Here is an 18,818-nt window from a genome sequence, read left to right as displayed (position 1 = left end):
CATTACGCCTGATGCCCCGCACTGAAACCGGGTTCGACCGCACCGTTTCGATCACTTTCCGCCGAGCCCGCGACACGCCCACCGCTCACCGGTGCAGAGAGCACCCGAACCGTGCCGAGGAGCACAAGGAGCGCGGCCACCCCGCCGGCGCCCGCGACGGCGAACCCCGGGGCCGTGCCACCGCCCTCGATCGCCGGTCCCGCAACGCCCGTTCCCACCGCGGCACCCACACCGAACGTCGTCACCAGCCACGAGAACGCCTCCGTCACCGTGCCCCGCGGAGCGTGCCGGTCCACCACGATGAACGCGCACGCCAGCGACGGCGCCAGGAACACCCCGGCGACCGCGGCCAGTACACACATCGCCGGCACACCCGGAGTCAGCGCCAACGGCAGATAGCCCAACGCCAACAGGCCCACGAGCACCCGCAGCCGACGCTCCGGCACCCCCGCCCACTGCCGCGCGCCATACACCACACCGCCGAGCAGCGCACCCAGACCCAGCGCCGCCATCAGCCAGCCGTACACCGCGTCCTGGCCCTGGTCGTCCGCGTACGCCACACCCGCCACCGTGATCGAGCCAAGCGCGAGCCCCACGAAGAAGAACGAACCGAGCAGCGCCAGCAGCCCCGGCGAACGCAACGCCCCCAGCCAGTGCGCCTCCCGCGGCGCCGACCGCCACTTCCGCGACGGCTCCGACACCACCACCGACAGCGCCCCGAGCACCCCGATCACGTTGATGACGAGCAACGCCGCCCCCGGCGACCACAGCGCCACCAACAACGTCACCAGCAACGGCCCCACGGTGAACATGACTTCCTGCGCCACCGCGTCCAACGCGTACGCCGCATGCACCTTGTCCGCCCGCCCGAGCACACTCGGCCACAACGCCCGCAGGCCGCCCTCCAGCGGTGGCGTGAACAGACCGGCCACGCCCACCGCCGCGTACGCGAGCGGCAGCGAACCGATCCCCACGAACGCGAACGCGGCCATGCCGAGCGCCGACAGCACCGCCGCGGGCAGCATCACCGGCGGCTGGCCCCGCAGGTCGACCGCACGGCCGAGCAGCGGCTGCCCGACGGCCGTGGCGAGCCCGTACACCGCGGCCAGCGCCCCCGCGAGCGTGTAGCTGCCGCCCTCCGCGCGCGTGAACAGGACGATCGCGATATGCCCCGTGGCGTTCGGCAGCCGGCCCACGAGCGTGCCGCTGAGCAGCCGCGCCGCATGCCGGGTCCGCAACAGCTCCACGTATCCCGCGGCCATGTCCTGCCCCCTGGAAGTTTTACGTATAACGCCGCTCCATACGTACCATGAGCGCGGACCCCCGGTCCACCCCACACAGACCGCCCCACCTCGCGCACACGCCACCAGAACGGAGCTCGACGTGGCACGGCCCACCAGCAAGGACGTCGCCAAGGCCGCCGGAGTCTCCCAGGCCGCCGTCTCCCTCGTACTCGGCGACAAATGGCGCGGCCGCGTCTCCGAGACCACCGCCGACCGCGTCCGCGACGCCGCCCGCCAACTCGGCTACCGCCCCAACCTCGCCGCCCGCAACCTCCGCCTCGGCCGCACCCGCACCGCCCTCCTCGTCGTCCCCGCCCTCACCAACGACTTCTTCGCCCGCGTCTACACCGGTGCCGCCCGCAAAGCCACCGAGCACGGCTTCGGAGTCGTCCTCTACCCCTCCCCCGAAGGCACCGGCCCCGCCAAAGACCCCTTCGCCTCCGCCCGCACCGCCCTCGACGGCGTCATCGCCTCCTCCATGGCCGCCCACGCCCTCACCGCACTCCGCGGTGCCGACCTCCCCCTCGTCATGCTCGACAGCGACCCCACCGACCCCACCGCGGGCGCCCACGTCAACCTCGACGTCGCCGACGGCATGCGCCAGACCACCGAACACCTCCTCACCCTCGGCCACCGCCACTTCCTCCACCTCGCCGCCGACATCGACTCCTGGACCTTCGCCGCCCGCGCCCAGGCCATCCACGACACCCTCCGCACCACCCCCCACACCACCCTCCGCACCGCCCACGCCCCCCTCTCCGCCGCCTACTCCCGCGCCGCCGCCACCCAGGCCCTCGCCGCCCCCGGCCCCCGCCCCACCGCCGTCATCTGCGACGGCGACATGATCGCCGCCGGCGCCTGCAAAGCCGCCCGCCGCATGGGCCTCCGCGTCCCCCAGGACCTCTCCGTCACCGGCTTCGACGACCTCGCCCTCGCCACCGCCGTCGACCCCGAACTCACCACCGTCCGCCTCCCCGCCGAACGCGTCGGCGAACGCGGCATGGAAGCCCTCACCGCCCTCCTCAGCGGCCGGACACCCCAGATCGACGCACTCCCCACCCAACTCGTCATCCGCGACTCCACCGCCCCACCACCCCCCGCCTGAACCCCAAAACGCCCTGTGCCCCGCACCGCTCCAAGAGCGACACGGGGCACAGGGCACACGCTACGGCTGGCCGAAACCGGCCGGAGGACCTCCAGGCGGGACTACTCCTCGCCCTCCTCCTCATCCGAAGGCGCATCCGTCGGCGCGGACGCCGCACCATCCGCCTCCAGAAGACGCGCCAACTGCCGACCGACGATCCGCTTGAACTTCCGCTGCTGCGGCCTCGTACGGTCAAGCACCGCAACCTCGAGCCGCTCGGCGGGAATCTCCCGCTCCCCGCCGTTCGGCTCCCGCGACAACGCCTGCACAGCCAGCTTCAACGCCGCGGCAAGACTCATCCCGTCCTCATGCCGCTGATCCAGATAACTGCTGATCTGCTCGGCATTGCCACCCACCGCGACCGAACCGTGCTCATCCACGATCGAGCCGTCATGCGGCAACCGATAGATCTGGTCACCCTCAGGCGTCTCACCGACCTCGGCAACCACCAACTCCACCTCGTACGGCTTCTCCGCCGCACTCGAGAAAATGGTGCCCAGAGTCTGCGCATAGACGTTCGCCAGACCGCGAGCGGTCACATCGTCCCGGTCGTACGTGTACCCCCGCAGATCGGCATAACGGACGCCACCGATCCGCAGATTCTCGTACTCGTTGTACTTACCGGCCGCGGCGAAACCGATCCGGTCATAGATCTCGCTGAACTTGTGCAACGCACGGGACGGGTTCTCGCCGACGAACACGATGCCATCGGCGTACTGCAGCACAACCAGGCTGCGACCACGGGCAATGCCCTTACGGGCGTACTCCGCCCGGTCGGCCATGGCCTGCTGGGGTGAGACATAGAACGGCGTAGACACCGGCTATCCGTCCCTTTCTGTCAGTGGCTGGACGATCACAATTCCGGAACCGGCTCAAAGAAGCGCAGCACGCGGACCATCAGGCTGCTCGAGCCGCCGCTCAAGAATCGAGCGGGCAATCTCCGAAGCCTCGTCATCGCTCAGCCGACGGAAACCCTCGTCAGTGATCACAGTGACGATCGGATAGATACGGCGCGCCACATCAGGCCCACCCGTCGCCGAATCGTCGTCCGCCGCGTCGTACAACGCCTGCACGACCAGCGTCGTCGCCTGCTCCTCGGTCAGATCGTCCTTGTACAGCTTCTTCATCGACCCACGAGCGAAGATCGACCCGGAACCGGTGGCCGCGTACCCCTGCTCCTCGGAACGGCCACCCGTCACGTCGTACGAGAAGATGCGGCCCCTCTCGCGATCCAGGTCGTACCCCGCGAAGAGCGGGACCACGGCCAGGCCCTGCAACGCCATGCCGAGGTTGGAACGGATCATCGTCGAGAGCCTGTTGGCCTTGCCCTCCAGCGAGAGCGTCGCCCCCTCGACCTTCTCGAAGTGCTCCAACTCCAGTTGGAACAGCTTCACCATCTCCACGGCCAGACCAGCCGTGCCGGCGATACCCACCGCCGAGTGCTCGTCCGCCGGGAAGACCTTCTCGATGTCGCGCTGCGCGATCATGTTCCCCATCGTCGCCCGCCGGTCACCGGCGAGCACGACACCGCCCGGGAAGGTCGCGGCGACGATCGTGGTGCCGTGCGGCGCCTCGATCACGCCCTTCACCGGCGGGAGTTGACGATTGCCCGGCAGCAACTCCGGCTGGTGCTCGGAGAGAAAGTCCACGAAGGACGAGGACCCAGGCGTCAGGAAGGCAGCTGGTAGACGCCCGGTGCTACGAGGATTGGCTTCCACGAGTTTCCTTCCAGGTAAGCGGCGGCCCGCCTCATGGCGTCCGGTCGATCCTTGTACTGACCCAAGCCCGCATTGCAGCTGAAGCACAGCACGCCACGGACCTTACCCGTCTCGTGACAGTGATCAACATGTTCTGCAGGAGCCGTGAGGCAGATGCAACAGACGCCCATCTGCTGGGCCTTGAGGTCGTCCAACTCATCAGGGGTCAGGCCGTACTTGCGCTTGAAGTACGCGATCCGGTTCCGCTCCGCACGGCACTCACGGCAGTAGCTGGCCCAGCCGTCGGAGGAGGTCTTGTTGCGCTCCCACTGCGCGTGCGGCTTCACTTCGCCGCACTGCGGGCACCGCTTGTGACCTCGCGGCACCGGGATCTTGACTCTGACGACCTTGCCCTCGGCCTCGCGGCGGCGCCGGTAGTGCGCGGCGCTGTACTTCGCCACGCACTCCCGGCAGTGCGCCTGCAGCCCGTCCCGGCGGTTCTTGTCCCTGGCGAACGACGCGACCGGAAGCACCCGCTCACACTTTGGGCAGCGCTTCCGATCGAGCGAGTCCGACATGTCCGTTACTGTCCGCCCTTTTGCACAAATGACCTGACGAAATCCTCTGCGTTCTCCTCGAGTACGTCGTCGATCTCATCCAGCACCGAGTCGACATCATCGCTCAGCTTCTCCTGGCGCTCCTTGAGATCCTCCGAGGCCTCGGCGTCCTGCGCCTGCTCCTCGACCTCCTCGGTGGAACGCGTCGCCTTCTGCTGTCCGCCGCCAGTGTCCTTGGTAGCCATCTGACTCACCCCGCTCGGTGTCGACGTTCGACGTTCTTGATCAGACCCTACGTTCTGGGTCCGACATTGGCCCCGCAGTTCGTTCAACGCGCGGGGCCCACCCCAGTGATTCCCAGCTCCCGGGCTTTCAGCCGCCGCTCAGCTGCCGGAAAGTACGCGTACGAGCTCTTCGGCCGTCCTGCACCGGTCGAGCAGCTCCTTGACGTGATTTCGCGTTCCGCGAAGCGGTTCGAGGGTTGGGACGCGTTGGAGCGAGTCGCGGCCCGGGAGGTCGAAGATGACCGAGTCCCAGGAGGCCGCGGCGACGTCGTCCGCGTACTGCTCGAGGCAGCGGCCGCGGAAGTAGGCGCGGGTGTCCTCCGGGGGCTTGGTCTCGGCGCGTTCGACGGCCGGCTCGTCGAGGAGGCGCTTCATCTTGCCGCGGGCTGCGAGGCGGTTGTAGAGGCCCTTGTCGGGGCGCACGTCGGCGTACTGGAGGTCGACGAGGTGCAGGCGTGCGGCGTCCCAGTCGAGGTTGTCGCGGCGGCGGTAGCCCTCCATGAGTTCGCGTTTGGCGATCCAGTCCAGCTCGCCGGAGAGGCTCATGGGGTCGGTCTCGAGTCGGGTGAGGACGTCTTCCCAGCGGGTGAGGACGTCCTTGGTCTGGTCGTCCGCGTCGGCTCCGTAGCGCTCCTCGACGTACTTGCGGGCGAGCTCGAAGTACTCCATCTGCAGTTGTACGGCGGTGAGGGTGCGGCCGCTGCGGAGGGTGACGAGGTGTTGCAGGGACGGGTCGTGGGAGACCTGGTGGAGGGTGCGTACGGGCTGGTCGACGGCGAGGTCCACGGCGATGAAGTTGTCCTCGATCATCGACAGGACCAGGGCCGTGGTGCCGAGCTTCAGATACGTCGAGATCTCGGAGAGGTTGGCGTCGCCGATGATGACGTGCAGGCGGCGGTATTTCTCGGCGTCGGAGTGAGGCTCGTCGCGGGTGTTGATGATGGGGCGCTTGAGGGTCGTTTCGAGGCCCACTTCGACTTCGAAGTAGTCGGCGCGCTGGCTGATCTGGAAGCCGTGTTCGTGGCCGTCCTGGCCGATGCCGACGCGTCCGGCGCCGGTGATGACCTGGCGGGAGACGAAGAAGGGCGTGAGGTGGCGCACGATGTCGGAGAAGGGGGTTTCCCGCTTCATCAGGTAGTTCTCGTGCGTGCCGTAGGAGGCGCCCTTGTTGTCGGTGTTGTTCTTGTAGAGGTGGATGGGCTGGGCGCCGGGGAGCTGGGCGGCTCGTTCGGCGGCTTCGGCCATGATGCGTTCGCCGGCCTTGTCCCAGAGGACGGCGTCGTACGGGTTGGTGACTTCGGGGGCGCTGTATTCGGGGTGTGCGTGGTCGACGTAGAGGCGGGCGCCGTTGGTGAGGATGACGTTGGCGAGGCCGATGTCTTCGTCGGTGAGCTGGCTGGAGTCGGCGGCCTCGCGGGCGAGGTCGAAGCCTCGGGCGTCCCGCAGGGGGTTTTCTTCCTCGAAGTCCCAGCGGGCCCGGCGGGCCCGGTGCATCGCCGCCGCGTAGGCGTTGACGATCTGGGACGAGGTGAGCATGGCATTGGCGTTGGGGTGGCCGGGGACGGAGATCCCGTACTCCGTCTCGATGCCCATTACTCGCCGTACGGTCATGCGGCCCTCCTTGCCCGGCGGCGTTCCCCGGTGGGAACGGCGCTCAAGTACCGCTGGTTCTCCGGTGCGTGTGCGGTGCCCGTCCCCGCACTGCGCTTTCGGCGGTACGGAAGAGCCTAGAACGCCTTTGCGCTGGTGGGGAGATCAATTCGGTCATTGCTGTGGCTCGGGTGTTGTCCTGGAAAGCAGTCGGCTGCGGGTGGCCCGTGTGGGGCACCCGCAGCCGCCCTGCTTTCTACAGGTACTGCCCGGTGTTCGCCACGGTGTCGATGGAGCGTCCGGTGTCGGCGCCCTGCTTTCCGGTGACGAGGGTACGGATGTAGACGATCCGTTCGCCCTTCTTTCCGGAGATTCGGGCCCAGTCGTCGGGGTTGGTGGTGTTGGGAAGGTCCTCGTTCTCCTTGAACTCGTCGACACATGCCTGGAGCAGGTGTGCGACGCGGAGGCCCTTCTGGTTCTGGTCGAGGAAGGCCTTGATGGCGGCCTTCTTGGCGCGGCCGACGATGTTTTCGATCATTGCGCCGGAGTTGAAGTCCTTGAAGTAGAGGACTTCCTTGTCGCCGTTGGCGTACGTGACTTCGAGGAAGCGGTTCTCCTCGGATTCGGCGTACATCTGCTCGACGACGGACTGGATCATGGCGGCTGCGGTGGCGTCGCGGTCGCCGGTGTGTTCGGCCAGGTCGTCGGCGTGCAGGGGCAGCGTGGACTTCATGTACTTGGCGAAGATGTCCTTCGCGGCCTCGGCGTCCGGGCGCTCGATCTTGATTTTCACGTCGAGGCGGCCGGGACGCAGGATGGCGGGGTCGATCATGTCCTCGCGGTTGGAGGCGCCGATGACCACGACGTTCTGCAGGCCTTCCACGCCGTCGATCTCGGCGAGCAGCTGGGGGACGATGGTGTTTTCCACGTCGGAGCTGACGCCGGATCCGCGGGTGCGGAAGAGGGATTCCATCTCGTCGAAGAAGACGATGACGGGGGTTCCCTCGCTGGCCTTCTCGCGTGCACGTTGGAAGACGAGGCGGATTTGCCGCTCGGTCTCGCCGACGTACTTGTTGAGGAGTTCGGGTCCCTTGATGTTGAGGAAGAAGCTCTTGCCGGCGGCTTGTCCGGTGACTTCCGCGACCTTCTTGGCAAGGGAGTTGGCGACTGCTTTGGCGATGAGTGTCTTGCCGCAGCCGGGGGGGCCGTAGAGCAACACGCCCTTGGGCGGGCGGAGTTCGTGCTCCTTGAACAGGTCGGGGTGGAGGTAGGGGAGTTCGACTGCGTCCCGGATCAGTTCGATCTGGTTTCCCAGGCCGCCGATCTGTTCGTAGCCGATGTCCGGGACCTCTTCGAGGACCAGTTCTTCCACTTCGCTCTTGGGCACGACTTCGTAGACGTATCCGGAGCGGGGTTCGAGCAGGAGGGCGTCGCCGGGGCGGATGGTGATGTCGAGAAGCGGTTCGGCGAGCCGGACGACGCGTTCTTCGTCGGTGTGTCCGACGACGAGGGCGCGTTCGCCGTCCTCGAGGATCTCCTTGAGGGTGACGATGTCGCCGGCGCGCTCGAATTCCATGGCTTCGACCACGTTGAGCGCTTCGTTGAGCATCAATTCCTGGCCGCGCCTGAGCTCGTCGAGCTCGACGCTGGGGCTGACATTCACGCGGAGCTTTCGGCCGCCGGTGAAGATGTCGCAGGTGCCGTCCTCGTTGGCTTGCAGGAAGACACCGAAGCCGGCGGGGGGCTGTGCGAGCCGGTCGACTTCCTCCTTGAGGGCCACGATCTGGTCTCGGGCCTCACGGAGCGTGTTCGCGAGCCGTTCGTTCTGGGCGGAGACTCCGGCCAGGTTCGTCTGCAGCTCGACGATCCGCTCTTCGAGAATTCTCGTGTGCCGCGGAGAGTCGGCGAGCTTGCGTCGCAGGACGGCGATCTCCTGCTCGAGATAGGCAATCTGACCGGCAGGGTCGTCGGACCCTCGACCCGGGCGGATGCCGCGGTTCATGTCGTCGTCGTGGGCTGCCACGGTCCTCACCTCCTCCAAGGGGAGCTGGACGCTTCCTGACCCTACCTGGGCAGGTACGGATTGAAACCCCTAGATCACAAAGAGGTCTGGGGTGTGTCCGATCTTCACCCTTGCGTACTCCCTCACGCCAGGTGAATACCCACGGAACAACATCAAAAAGCGAGCGGTTGTAGGGTCGGAAGGTCCAACACCCGTCCGTACGGGGCCGACTTGTGAGTGAAGCAGGAGACATGAGCGTGCAGCAGGAGGCCCGGGGAGCGGCTGTCGGCGAGGAGCTGGAGGTCTGGATCGATCAGGACCTGTGCACCGGTGACGGCATTTGTGCGCAGTACGCGCCGGAGGTCTTCGAGCTCGACATCGACGGTCTGGCGTATGTGAAGAGCGCTGACGACGAGTTGCTGCAGGATCCGGGGGCTACGACGCGGGTGCCGTTGCCGTTGTTGAGGGATGTCGCGGACTCGGCGAAGGAGTGTCCGGGCGACTGCATTCATGTGCGGCGTGTGACGGACCGTGTCGAGGTGTACGGACCGGACGCGGAGTAGCGGTCCGTACACCTCGGGTGGTGCTGGGTTCCGGTGGGGTCAGACGCTCTTGGCTGCGGGCTCGTCGGGCTGTTCGCTGCGTACGAACGATCCGTTCTGCCATTGCCACTTGGCCTTGTCCTGGGTGTCCGGGCAGCAGCTCGGGACATCGGGTGAGGAGTAGCCGAGGAGGGTGGCGGTGACGGCTCCGTCACGGACGGCGAAGTCGGTGACGCTGAGGCGGTCCTTGGGGTCGACGAGGGTGGCGACGACGCGGGGGTTGCCTTCGGTGGGGTTGGCGATGACGTAGACGCCGCTGGGTGGGGTGCCGGAGCCGGAGGCGCAGCGGACGACGGCGACGGTTTCGGGGTTCTGGTCGCCGTCGAGGTCGCCGGTGGCGTGCTTCTGGATCTGGGGTGCGGTGACTCCGCACTGCAGGGGGTATTCGACGTTCTTGGGGTCGGGTGCGGTGGTTCTGGTGGCGGCCGGGGGGCCTGCCTGGGCTGCGGTGGCGTGGTCGGGCTGCAGGAAAGAGGAGCCCGCGACGACTGCGGCCAGTGCCGTGGCGGTGGCGAGCCAGTGCACGGGGCGGGGGGTTGTGTGTGCCAGTTCCGGGACGGCGGGGTGCTGCACTAGGAGCGTCTCCTGTGGGCTGTGCCGGTGGGAGGGGTGCCCAGCATGGTGCCATACGTCACAGTGGGGTGGAACGGCGGGGTGCGATGAGTTGCTGTCGGGTATAAGCGGTCAACGGCGAAGCGCCGCCGCCGAGTTCCGTGGTCGGTACGGGAACTCGGCGGCGGCGCTTGTTCGTTGAGGTGCTTCTGTGTGCGGTCAGCGGCCGGCGGCTGCTGCTCCGCCGTCGGCGTTCGGTCCGGAGTAGTCCTCGCCGTACGCGCCCTTGGCGGGGCGGCGGCGGCGCATGGGGGGCTCGACTCCGTCGGCGAGGCGGCGGGCGGTGAGCAGGAAGCCGGTGTGGCCGATCATGCGGTGGTCGGGGCGGACGGCGAGGCCTTCGACGTGCCAGTTGCGGATCATCGACTCCCACGGCTGGGGCTCGGCGAAGCAGCCGATCTCGCGGATCGACTCGACGGTGCGGGCCAGCTGTGTGGTGGTGGCGACGTAGCAGCAGAGGATGCCGCCGGGGACGAGTGCCTTGGAGACGGCGTCGAGGCATTCCCAGGGGGCGAGCATGTCGAGGATGACGCGGTCGACGTCGCTGTCGGTGAGGTTGTCCTGGAGGTCGCCGACGGTGAGCTGCCAGGCGGGGTGGGGGCCGCCGAAGTAGCGCTCGACGTTCTGCTGGGCGATCTCGGCGAAGTCCTCGCGGCGCTCGTAGGAGTGCAGCATGCCCTGGTCGCCGATGGCGCGCAGCAGGAAGCTGCTGAGCGAGCCTGAGCCGACGCCGGCTTCCACGACGCGGGCGCCGGGGAAGATGTCGGCGAAGGCGAGGATCTGCCCCGCGTCCTTGGGGTAGACCACGGCGGCGCCGCGGGGCATGGACAGGACGTAGTCGGGGAGCAGGGGGCGCAGCGCGAGGTAGGCGACGTTGCCGGTGGTGCGGACAACGCTGCCCTCGGGTGCGCCGATCAGCTCGTCGTGCGGGAAGGAACCCTTGTGGGTGTGGAAGTTCTTTCCCTCTTCGAGCGTGAACGTGTAGTGGCGGCCCTTGGGGTCGGTCAGCTGTACCTGGTCCCCGACCTTGAAGGGCCCGCGTCGGCGGGCGGCACCGGTCGGTTCGGACATGCGACCAGCGTACCGGCCCGGTCGCGGGCGGCGGACCACGAGGGGTGGGCGGCGGGCTCGGCGGTGGGTCAGCGGGTGCGGGCCATGGCCTTGACGAAGGCGCGTTCCACGTCGGCGGTGGAGAGGACGCCGTAGATCTCGCCGGTGGGTTCGACGACGAGGTATTCGGTGGCTGGGGTGGCGCGCAGGGTGTCGATGAGGTCTTCGCCGGCGAGTTCGGCGGAGAGGCGCATGCCGTCGGTGAGGTCCTGGGCGAGTCCGCTGACGGCGACCCAGGGGCGGCGGTGTTCGGCGACTCCGACGATGGCGGCTTCGCGGACGACGGCGGTGGCGTCGCCCTCGGTGTCGACGACGACGAGGGCGCGGGCGCCGGCGGCGTTGGCGCGGCGGAGGGCTTCGGAGAGGGGGGTGTCGGAGGTGACGGGGACGGCGCGGCGGGTGAGGGTGCGGGCCTGGAGCTGCGGGAGGTGTTCGCGCAGGCGGGCCATGCGGAGGCTGTTGCCGGCGCCGGTCCAGATGATCGCGGCGAGGATGGCGGCGAGCAGGGCGTCGGTGACGGTCTCCATGCCGACGCTGCGGGGGGCGGTGCCGCCGAGGATGCCGGACTGGGTGAGCAGCGGGAGTCCGATGAGTACGGAGACGGCGAGGGCGCGGCCGACCCAGGCGGCGGCGACGGTGCCGGCCATCGGCCTGCCGGTGATCTTCCAGACGACGGCGCGGAGCATGCGGCCGCCGTCGAGGGGCAGCCCGGGCAGGAGGTTGAAGATCGCCACGATGAGGTTGGAGATCATCAGGCCGGCCATGAGGACGCCGGGGACGGTTCCGGGTTCTACGACGTACATCCCGGCGTAGAAGGCGGCGGTGAGGACGAGGGAGAGCAGCGGGCCGACGAAGGCGAGCATGAACTCGCGGCCGGGCGTCTCGGACTCCTTCTCGATCTCGGATACGCCGCCGAAGAACTGGAGTTGGATGCGGCGGACGGGGAGCTTGTAGCGGAGCGCGACGACGGTGTGGGCGATCTCGTGGACGAGTACGGAGGCGTAGAAGGCGACCGCGAAGAAGAGCGAGACGAGATAGCGCAGGGCGCCGAGCTCGGGCAGGATCCGGTCGAGCTGGGCGCCGAAGACCCAGGTGATGAGGGCGGCGACGAGGAACCAGCTGGGTGCGACGTGGATCGGCACACCGAGGATCCGCCCCATGACGATGCCGCCGCGGGGGCGGTCGGGCTTGGGGGCGGGGGGTTTCGGGCTGGTGGGTTTGGTGAGGGCGATGGGCTGCGGGTCCGGGGCGTTCGGGCTCGGGTGCTGGATCTTCGGTTCTGGTGCCTGCTTCGGGTCCGGCTCGGGCTTCGGGTCCAGTTCCTGCTTCGGGTCCAGTTCCTGCTTCGGGTCCGGATCGGGCTCCCGGTGGGGCTCGCGCTTCGGGTCCGGCTCCGGATCGGGCTCCCGGTCGGGCTCGTGCTGTGACGCCGCGGAGGACTCCGCGGCGTGCGTGTCCGTGTCCGTGTGCGTGTCCGTGGCCGTGTCCGCCGCCGTGTCCGTCGTATCGTCCGCGGGCGCAGCAAGATCCGCCGACCGCTCGGCGTTCTCGGTGCTCTCGTCGGTGCCGGGGGCCGCTCCCCCGGTGCGGGAGCGCGGCTGGCCGCTCTCGTCCACTGTGACCCTGTCTCCTCGTTCGAAGCGTCTTCCGCCGCCGTGTGACGCGCCCGCCCGTCTTCCGGCCGGCGCATCCAACGGGGCGCCGTGAGCCGCTGCTTCTCTGATCATGCAGTGCGAGAGGGTTCGACGTCGATGGTATGCGTCCGCTGTCAGTGCCGGGTCGTAGGGTCTTCTCCATGGAAAACAGCACCGCCGCTGCCGTGGCCGCAGTCCCCCCGGCGTCGCTCTCGCCGTCCCGGGCGAGCGACTTCATGCAGTGCCCGCTGCTCTATCGCTTCCGGGTGATCGACAAGCTGCCGGAGAAGCCGAGCGAGGCGGCGACGCGCGGCACGCTGGTGCACGCCGTCCTGGAGCGGCTCTTCGACGCCCCGGCGGCCGAGCGAACCGCGCCGCGCGCGAAGTCGCTGGTGCCCGGCCAGTGGGACCGACTGCGGGCGTCCAAGCCGGAGTTGGCGGAGTTGTTCGGCGATGCGGATGAGGAGAGCGCGGGGCTGCGGATGGCCGAGTGGCTTGCGCAGGCCGAGGCGCTGGTGGAGCGCTGGTTCACCCTGGAGGACCCGACGCGGCTTGAGCCGGCCGAGCGGGAGCTGTTCGTGGAGGCGGAGCTGGAGTCAGGCCTGAGACTGCGCGGCATCATCGACCGCGTGGACGTGGCGCCGACGGGCGAGGTCCGCATCGTCGACTACAAGACGGGCAAGGCCCCGCGCCCCGAGTACGCGGAGGGTGCCCTGTTCCAGATGAAGTTCTACGCCCTGGTGGTGTGGCGCCTGAAGGGTGTGGTGCCGCGGCGGCTGCAGCTGGTGTATCTGGGCAGCGGTGATGTGCTGACGTACGACCCGGTGCCGGCGGATCTGGAGCGGGTGGAGCGGAAGCTGCACGCGTTGTGGGACGCGATCCGGCAGGCGACCGAGTCGGGTGACTGGCGGCCGCGGCGGACGAAGCTGTGCGGCTGGTGCGACCACCAGGCGGTATGCCCGGAATTCGGGGGGACTCCCCCGCCGTATCCGCTTCCGGTCGGGGCGCCCGGCTCCGGTGGGGAGGAGCAGGGCAGAATGGGCGGCCCGGTCTAGGCCTGTCGAAGGAGTTTTCTCGTGGCGATCCGCGTCCTGCTGGTCGATGACCAGCCGCTGCTGCGCACCGGTTTCCGGATGATCCTGGAGGCCGAGCAGGATCTCGCGGTCGTCGGTGAGGCGGGTGACGGGCTGCAGGCGCTTGATCAGGTGCGTGCGCTGCAGCCCGATGTGGTGCTGATGGACATCCGTATGCCGCGGATGGACGGGGTGGAGGCGACCCGGCAGATCACGGGTCCGGAGAAGGACGGTCCGGCGAAGGTGCTGGTCCTGACGACGTTCGACCTCGACGAGTACGTGGTGGAGGCGCTGCGGGCGGGTGCCAGTGGCTTCCTCCTGAAGGACGCTCCGGCACACGAGCTGGTGCAGGCGATCCGGGTGGTCGCGGCGGGTGAGGCGATGCTGGCGCCGAGCATCACGCGTCGGCTGCTCGACAAGTACGCGGGGCATCTGCCGTCGGGCGAGGAGCCGGTGCCGGACACGCTGCACACGTTGACCGAGCGTGAGGTCGAGGTCCTGAAGCTGGTGGCGCGGGGCTTGTCCAACGCCGAGATCGCGGCGGATCTGTTCGTCAGCGAGACGACGGTGAAGACGCATGTGGGTCATGTGCTGACGAAGCTGGGCCTGCGGGACCGGGTGCAGGCGGCGGTGTACGCGTACGAGAGCGGTCTGGTGCGCCCCGGGGCGCAGTAGGGGGACGTCGAGGGTCCGCGAGAGCGGAACGTCGAAGGTCCGCGGGAGCGGAACGTCGAGGCTCTGCTGTAGCGGACGTCAAGGGTCCGGGGCCGGTGAGTGATGTCGGCCCCGGACCTTCGTGTTTCTGGCGTCAGTGCTTCTCGAGTTCCCAGAAGCGGAAGACGGTGGAGGCGTCCAGGCACCATTCGACGCCGGTGACGCGGTCGGAGGTCACCGCGTACTGCTTGCCCTGCCAGATGGGGAGGAGGGGCAGTTCGTCGGCGACGATGTCCTGGAGTTCGCCGAAGTCCTCGGCGGTGGCGGAGCGTTCGCTGACTCCGGCGGTTCCGGGGAGGATCCGGTCGGTGATCGTCTTGTTGGTGTAGTTGTTCTGCAGGACGTTGTCGTGGCCGAAGAACGGCTGGGTGAAGTTGTCGGGGTCCGGGTAGTCGGGGACCCAGCCCTTGGCGTAGACGCCGTACTTCCCGGCCTTGATGTCCTTCTCGTACTGCTCGAACGGTACGGACCTGACCTTGGCGTCGAAGAGGCCGCTGTCGTTGAGCTGCTCGGCGATGGCCTTGAACTCCTGGACTGTGGCGGGTCCGTAGCGGGAGGGGGTGGCCCACAGGGTCAGGTCGACCTTGCCGCGCACGCCGTCCTCGCGCAGGGCGGCGGCGGCCTTGTCGCGCTGGGGGCGGGCGCCGTAGGTGTCGAAGAACGGGGTGGTGTGGGCGGTGATGCCGGACGGGATGATCGAGTACAGCGGGGTGGCGGTGCCGTTGTGGACCTTCTCGACGAGGGCGTCGCGGTCCAGGAGGTACGCGAGGGCCTTGCGGACGCCGGGCTTGCCGGTGACGGGGTGGTCCATGTTGAAGACGAGGTGCTGGACCTCGGCGCTGGAGCCTTCGACGACCTCGACGCCGGACTCGTCGCCCTGCTGCTCGATGTCGGCTATGTCCTCGGCGGCGAGGCCGCGGTAGGCGAGGTCGATGTCGCCGTCGAGGACGGCCTGCTTCAGCTTCTTCTGGTCGTCGTGGAAGAACTTGAGGGTGACCGCGGAGTTCTTGTGCTCGGCCGGGCCGCGGTACTTGGGGTTGGCCTTGAACACCGACTGGTCGTCGCTGAAGGACTCCAGGGTGTAGGGGCCGGAGCCGATGGCCTTGTGGTCGCTGCGGAGCCGGTCGTACGGGTACTCGCGGTGGTCGACGATGGAGCCCGCGCCGGAGGCGATCTTGCTGGGGAAGGTGGCGTCGGGGACCTTGAGACGGAAGACGACGGTGCGGGCGTCGGGGGTCTCGATGTGGTCGATCGAGGAGAGCATGGCGCCGGCCGGGCCGTCGGCGGCGTTGATCTCGCGGGTGCGGTCGAAGGAGAACTTGACGTCCTTCGAGGTCAGCGCGTTGCCGTTGCTGAACTTCAGTCCTGAGCGGAGGGTGCAGCGGAAGACGCGGGTGTGGGCGTCGGTGAAGCCGCACTCCTCGGCCGCGTCGGGCTCGGGCTGAGTGCCGCCCTTGGGGAAGCTGAGCAGCGACTGGAAGACGTTGTTGAACAGCATCCACGAGCCGGGGTCGTAGCCGGCGGCGGGGTCGGTGGCGAGGACCGCGTCGGACATTCCCATGACCACGCCGCCGCCGGTGTCGGCGGCGTCGCCCTGGTCGGTGCCGCAGGCGGTGAGCAGTCCGGCGGCGAGTCCCGCCGCGAGGAACGGGGCGTACCGCTGGGTGCGCTTGTTCACGTGGTTCTTCGTTCCTTTGGTGCGCAGTGGTTCGAGTGGTGCGGGTTCAACTGGTGCTGTGCACAGGGGTGTTGGCGGGGGCACGGTCTGCGGGGTCAGCCGCCGACGCCGCGGCCCAACTCCCAGAGCTGCATGTTGGACGAGGAGTTGAGGGCCCATTCGACGCCCGTGATGTCGTCGCGCGCGGCGACGTACTGCTTGCCCTGCCAGAGCGGGAGGACCGGCACGTCGCGGGCGACGATGTCCTGGACGTCCTCGATGGGCTCGGCCGCGGAGAGGCGGTCGGTCTCCTGGCGGGACTCGGGGATCAGCGTGTTGCGGATCCTGCTGTTCGCGTACGGGGAGGCGAGGAAGTTGTCCTTGTCGAGGAACGGGGCGATGAAGTTGTCGGCGTCGGGGAAGTCGGGGAACCAGCCCATGCCGTAGACGGCGTACTCGCCGTCGAGTTCATTGGGGCGGAACTTCAGCCAGTCGGTGCCCTTGATGTCCACGTCGAAGAGGCCGGAGGCGTTGAGCTGCTTCTGCAGGAGCTCGAACTCTTCCTTGGTGCCGGGGCCGTAGTGGTCCGACGTGTAGTGGAGGGTCAGCTCGACCGGGGTCTGTACGCCGGCCTTGTCGAGCAGGGCGCGGGCCTTGGCGGTGCTGGGGTCGCCGTACTCGTTGAAGAAGGAGTTGGTGTGTCCGGTGATGGTGGCCGGGACGAGGGAGTAGAGGGGCTCGGCGGCGGTGCCGTACACCTTGGAGGTGATCTCGCCGCGGTCGACGAGCTGGGCCATGGCCTGGCGGACGGCCCTGTTCCTGACGGCGGGGGCGTCGGTGTCGAAGCCGAGGTAGCGCATCTCCAGGCCGGGCATCTCCACGACGTCGATCTGGTCGTCGGCGTCACCGGAGAGGGTGCGGATCTGTTCGGGCGTGACGCCGCGGGCCATCAGGTCGATGTCGCCGCTCTTGAGGGAGTCACCCATGGAGTCGGCGTCGTCGAAGGGGCGCAGCTCGATGGTGTTGTCGCTCTTGGGCGTCAAGTTGCCCTTGTAGTGCGGGTTCTTGGTGAAGACGGCCTTCACCACGGTGTTCTTCTCGACCTCGGTCTTGAGGGTGTACGGGCCGGATCCGTCGATGTCGAAGCCGCTGCGCAGGCCCTTCGCGTCGTACGCGTCGGGGTTGACGATGCCGGCGGCGGGGGTGGCCAGCTTGTACGGGAAGGTGGCGTCGGCGGCCTTGAGGTGGAAGATCACCTTGCGTTCGCCGCTGGTCTCGACGGTGTCGATGTCGGCGAGGAGGCCGGAGGGGCCGTTCTTGTCCTTGATGGCGAGGACGCGCTCGATGGAGTACTTGACGTCGTCGGCGGTCAGCTCGCTGCCGTCGGAGAACTTCAGGCCGCTGCGGAGCGTGCATTCGTAGCGCTCGTTGCCGTTGTCGGTGAAGCCGCAGCGCTCGGCCGCCTCGGGCTCGGGTTCGCCGCCGCCGCGGGGCAGGTGCATCAGGGTCTGCACGGTCTGCCGGAGTACGTTCCAGGAGCTCGCGTCGTACGCGTAGGCCGGGTCGAAGGGGGCGGGGGTGTCGCCCGAGGCCGAGAACCGGTCGGTGGTGCCGACGACGATCGCGTCGTCGCTCGCGCTGCCGCCGTCCGGTCCGCCGCAGGCGGCGAGGACCGGGGCGAGCAGGCCGATGACGGCCGGCAGCACCAGAGTCTTGCGGTTCATGCTCGGATTTCTCCAACGTTCATTCCCGCGGTCTCCGCGACAGGGGTGGGTCGGGGAGGCACGGGAGGCAGGGCGATGTTCTCGCGACGAGATTAGTCCGCGCTGTCAGGAACGCTGGAGACGCCCGGAGTTGGACGGTAATCACGCAGTGACAGCGGATGTGGACGCACCGAATACCGAACCGGGGAAGTTTTCGTGCACGCGGCGATGAATCGGGACACAAGGTCACGCAAGTCCCTTGCCCCGTAAGCCCCTCAGCACATCGGGCGAGCCTTGTCGACCGGCACATACGTGACAAAGCTCACGCCCGGATGTGTCGTGCGGGCTGAACTCCCGTCATTCCGGGGCAGTCCGCCGATGCCGCCTCAGCCGATGGGGAACTGGACCAGGCCGCGGAGAAACGTAAGGTCGACGTCCTCGAGCGAGGAGACGACCGTACGGCCCCCTGCGGGCGCGATCGGGGAGACCGACGGTACGGCGACGACGCGGCATCCGGCGGCCTCGGCGGACGCGACCCCGGTGGCGGTGTCCTCGACGACGGCGCAGCGCCAGGGGTCGGCGTCGAGCCCTGCGGCGGCGGCGAGGTACGGCTCGGGGTGCGGCTTGGTGCGCTCGACCTCGTCGCCCGCGACGGTGAGGGCGAAGTGCTGCGGGCCGAGGGAGTCCAGGACGCGGTCGATGATGCGGCGGTGGGAGGCGGAGACCAGTGCGGTCGGTACGTCCTGCGCGGCCAGCTCGGCGAGCAGGCGGGCGGCGCCCGGCATCAGCGGGAGGCTGCGGCTGATGCGGTCCTCGAAGCCGTCGTTGAGCAGCACGGTGAGCTCGGGCAGCGTGATGTCGGCGCCGGTGGCCTCCAGGAGGAAACCGGCGCTGCGGGTCATCGGCCCGCCGACGACGACATGCCGCCAGGAGTCGTCCAGGGCGTGGCCCAGCTTCGCGAAGACCTCGACCTCGGTCTCCCACCAGAAGCCCTCGGTGTCCACCAACGTGCCGTCCATGTCGAGGAGCACTGCCTGCAGGGCAGAGCCTTCGGCCGTTCGGGTACCGACTACGGGGACCGTACTGGTCATCCGGGCACACCTCCGTAAGGGACGAGAAGGCCGGTCGGGAGCGTCGCGGGTAGGTTCACCCGCTC

Annotated in this window: 17 protein-coding genes; 4 read left to right on the top strand and 13 right to left on the bottom strand. The window is 68.5% G+C overall.

Going from position 1 to position 18,818, the window contains the following annotated elements:
- Positions 1 to 2: 2 nt before the first annotated feature.
- Complete coding sequence (locus RCO28_RS11380) at positions 3 to 1,262, bottom strand: MFS transporter (protein ID WP_308940926.1); 1,260 nt, start codon at positions 1,260 to 1,262, stop codon at positions 3 to 5.
- Between the two features lie 121 nt (positions 1,263 to 1,383).
- On the opposite strand from RCO28_RS11380, the gene RCO28_RS11375 reads away from it, so the two are divergent.
- Positions 1,384 to 2,388: a LacI family DNA-binding transcriptional regulator gene (locus tag RCO28_RS11375; RefSeq protein WP_308940925.1), complete on the top strand. Its 1,005-nt coding sequence runs from the start codon at positions 1,384 to 1,386 to the stop codon at positions 2,386 to 2,388.
- Between the two features lie 101 nt (positions 2,389 to 2,489).
- On the opposite strand, the gene prcA is transcribed toward RCO28_RS11375, so the two are convergent.
- The 6 genes from prcA to arc form a co-directional block, all read right to left on the bottom strand.
- A complete protein-coding gene (prcA, locus tag RCO28_RS11370; RefSeq protein ID WP_308940924.1) occupies positions 2,490 to 3,245 on the bottom strand; it encodes a proteasome subunit alpha in 756 nt (251 codons plus the stop codon).
- A 54-nt stretch (positions 3,246 to 3,299) separates the two neighbouring features.
- Positions 3,300 to 4,145: a proteasome subunit beta gene (prcB, locus tag RCO28_RS11365; RefSeq protein WP_308940923.1), complete on the bottom strand. Its 846-nt coding sequence runs from the start codon at positions 4,143 to 4,145 to the stop codon at positions 3,300 to 3,302.
- Positions 4,097 to 4,702 (bottom strand): endonuclease VII domain-containing protein, encoded by a 606-nt coding sequence (locus tag RCO28_RS11360; protein ID WP_308940922.1) that lies wholly within the window; start codon positions 4,700 to 4,702, stop codon positions 4,097 to 4,099. The genes prcB and RCO28_RS11360 overlap by 49 nt, the downstream gene beginning before the upstream one ends.
- A 5-nt stretch (positions 4,703 to 4,707) precedes the next feature.
- Complete coding sequence (locus RCO28_RS11355; protein WP_282513164.1) at positions 4,708 to 4,926, bottom strand: ubiquitin-like protein Pup; 219 nt, start codon at positions 4,924 to 4,926, stop codon at positions 4,708 to 4,710.
- 138 nt (positions 4,927 to 5,064) lie between these two features.
- On the bottom strand, positions 5,065 to 6,576 hold the full coding sequence (gene dop, locus RCO28_RS11350) for a depupylase/deamidase Dop (RefSeq protein ID WP_374991148.1): 1,512 nt from the start codon (positions 6,574 to 6,576) through the stop codon (positions 5,065 to 5,067).
- 235 nt (positions 6,577 to 6,811) lie between these two features.
- A complete protein-coding gene (gene arc, locus RCO28_RS11345; RefSeq protein WP_308940921.1) occupies positions 6,812 to 8,578 on the bottom strand; it encodes a proteasome ATPase in 1,767 nt (588 codons plus the stop codon).
- Between the two features lie 230 nt (positions 8,579 to 8,808).
- Between arc and RCO28_RS11340 the strand changes: the two genes are divergently transcribed.
- Entirely contained in the window at positions 8,809 to 9,120 is a 312-nt protein-coding gene (locus RCO28_RS11340) for a ferredoxin (RefSeq protein WP_308940920.1), read from the top strand.
- 39 nt (positions 9,121 to 9,159) lie between these two features.
- Here the strand turns inward: RCO28_RS11340 and RCO28_RS11335 are convergent, their stop codons facing one another.
- The 3 genes from RCO28_RS11335 to RCO28_RS11325 form a co-directional block, all read right to left on the bottom strand.
- Positions 9,160 to 9,732, bottom strand: coding sequence for a hypothetical protein (locus RCO28_RS11335; RefSeq protein ID WP_308940919.1), 573 nt, complete (start codon positions 9,730 to 9,732; stop codon positions 9,160 to 9,162).
- Positions 9,733 to 9,930: 198 nt separating this feature from the next.
- On the bottom strand, positions 9,931 to 10,842 hold the full coding sequence (locus RCO28_RS11330; RefSeq protein WP_308940918.1) for a tRNA (adenine-N1)-methyltransferase: 912 nt from the start codon (positions 10,840 to 10,842) through the stop codon (positions 9,931 to 9,933).
- Positions 10,843 to 10,910: 68 nt separating this feature from the next.
- The gene (locus RCO28_RS11325; protein ID WP_308940917.1) at positions 10,911 to 12,497 is read right to left on the bottom strand and encodes a site-2 protease family protein; all 1,587 of its coding nucleotides are present in this window, start codon (positions 12,495 to 12,497) and stop codon (positions 10,911 to 10,913) included.
- A gap of 179 nt (positions 12,498 to 12,676) precedes the next feature.
- On the opposite strand from RCO28_RS11325, the gene RCO28_RS11320 reads away from it, so the two are divergent.
- A complete protein-coding gene (locus RCO28_RS11320) occupies positions 12,677 to 13,570 on the top strand; it encodes a RecB family exonuclease (RefSeq protein ID WP_308940916.1) in 894 nt (297 codons plus the stop codon).
- Positions 13,571 to 13,591: 21 nt separating this feature from the next.
- Positions 13,592 to 14,263, top strand: a complete 672-nt coding sequence (locus RCO28_RS11315; protein ID WP_282534790.1) for a response regulator transcription factor — start codon at positions 13,592 to 13,594, stop codon at positions 14,261 to 14,263.
- A gap of 133 nt (positions 14,264 to 14,396) precedes the next feature.
- Here RCO28_RS11315 and RCO28_RS11310 read toward each other — a convergent pair whose 3' ends face one another.
- From RCO28_RS11310 to RCO28_RS11300, 3 genes are all read right to left on the bottom strand, one after another.
- On the bottom strand, positions 14,397 to 15,980 hold the full coding sequence (locus tag RCO28_RS11310) for an ABC transporter substrate-binding protein (RefSeq protein ID WP_308940915.1): 1,584 nt from the start codon (positions 15,978 to 15,980) through the stop codon (positions 14,397 to 14,399).
- Between the two features lie 95 nt (positions 15,981 to 16,075).
- The gene (locus RCO28_RS11305) at positions 16,076 to 17,683 is read right to left on the bottom strand and encodes an ABC transporter substrate-binding protein (RefSeq protein WP_308940914.1); all 1,608 of its coding nucleotides are present in this window, start codon (positions 17,681 to 17,683) and stop codon (positions 16,076 to 16,078) included.
- 365 nt (positions 17,684 to 18,048) lie between these two features.
- Positions 18,049 to 18,753, bottom strand: a complete 705-nt coding sequence (locus RCO28_RS11300; protein ID WP_308940913.1) for an HAD family phosphatase — start codon at positions 18,751 to 18,753, stop codon at positions 18,049 to 18,051.
- Between the last annotated feature and the right edge of the window lie 65 nt (positions 18,754 to 18,818).

Origin of the sequence: Streptomyces sp. LHD-70 (assembly GCF_031157275.1) — a bacterium.
In the GTDB taxonomy this organism is placed as follows: Bacteria; Actinomycetota; Actinomycetes; order Streptomycetales; family Streptomycetaceae; genus Streptomyces.
Note: the sequence above shows the minus strand (reverse complement) of the source record. Positions and strands in the feature narration are given on the sequence as shown.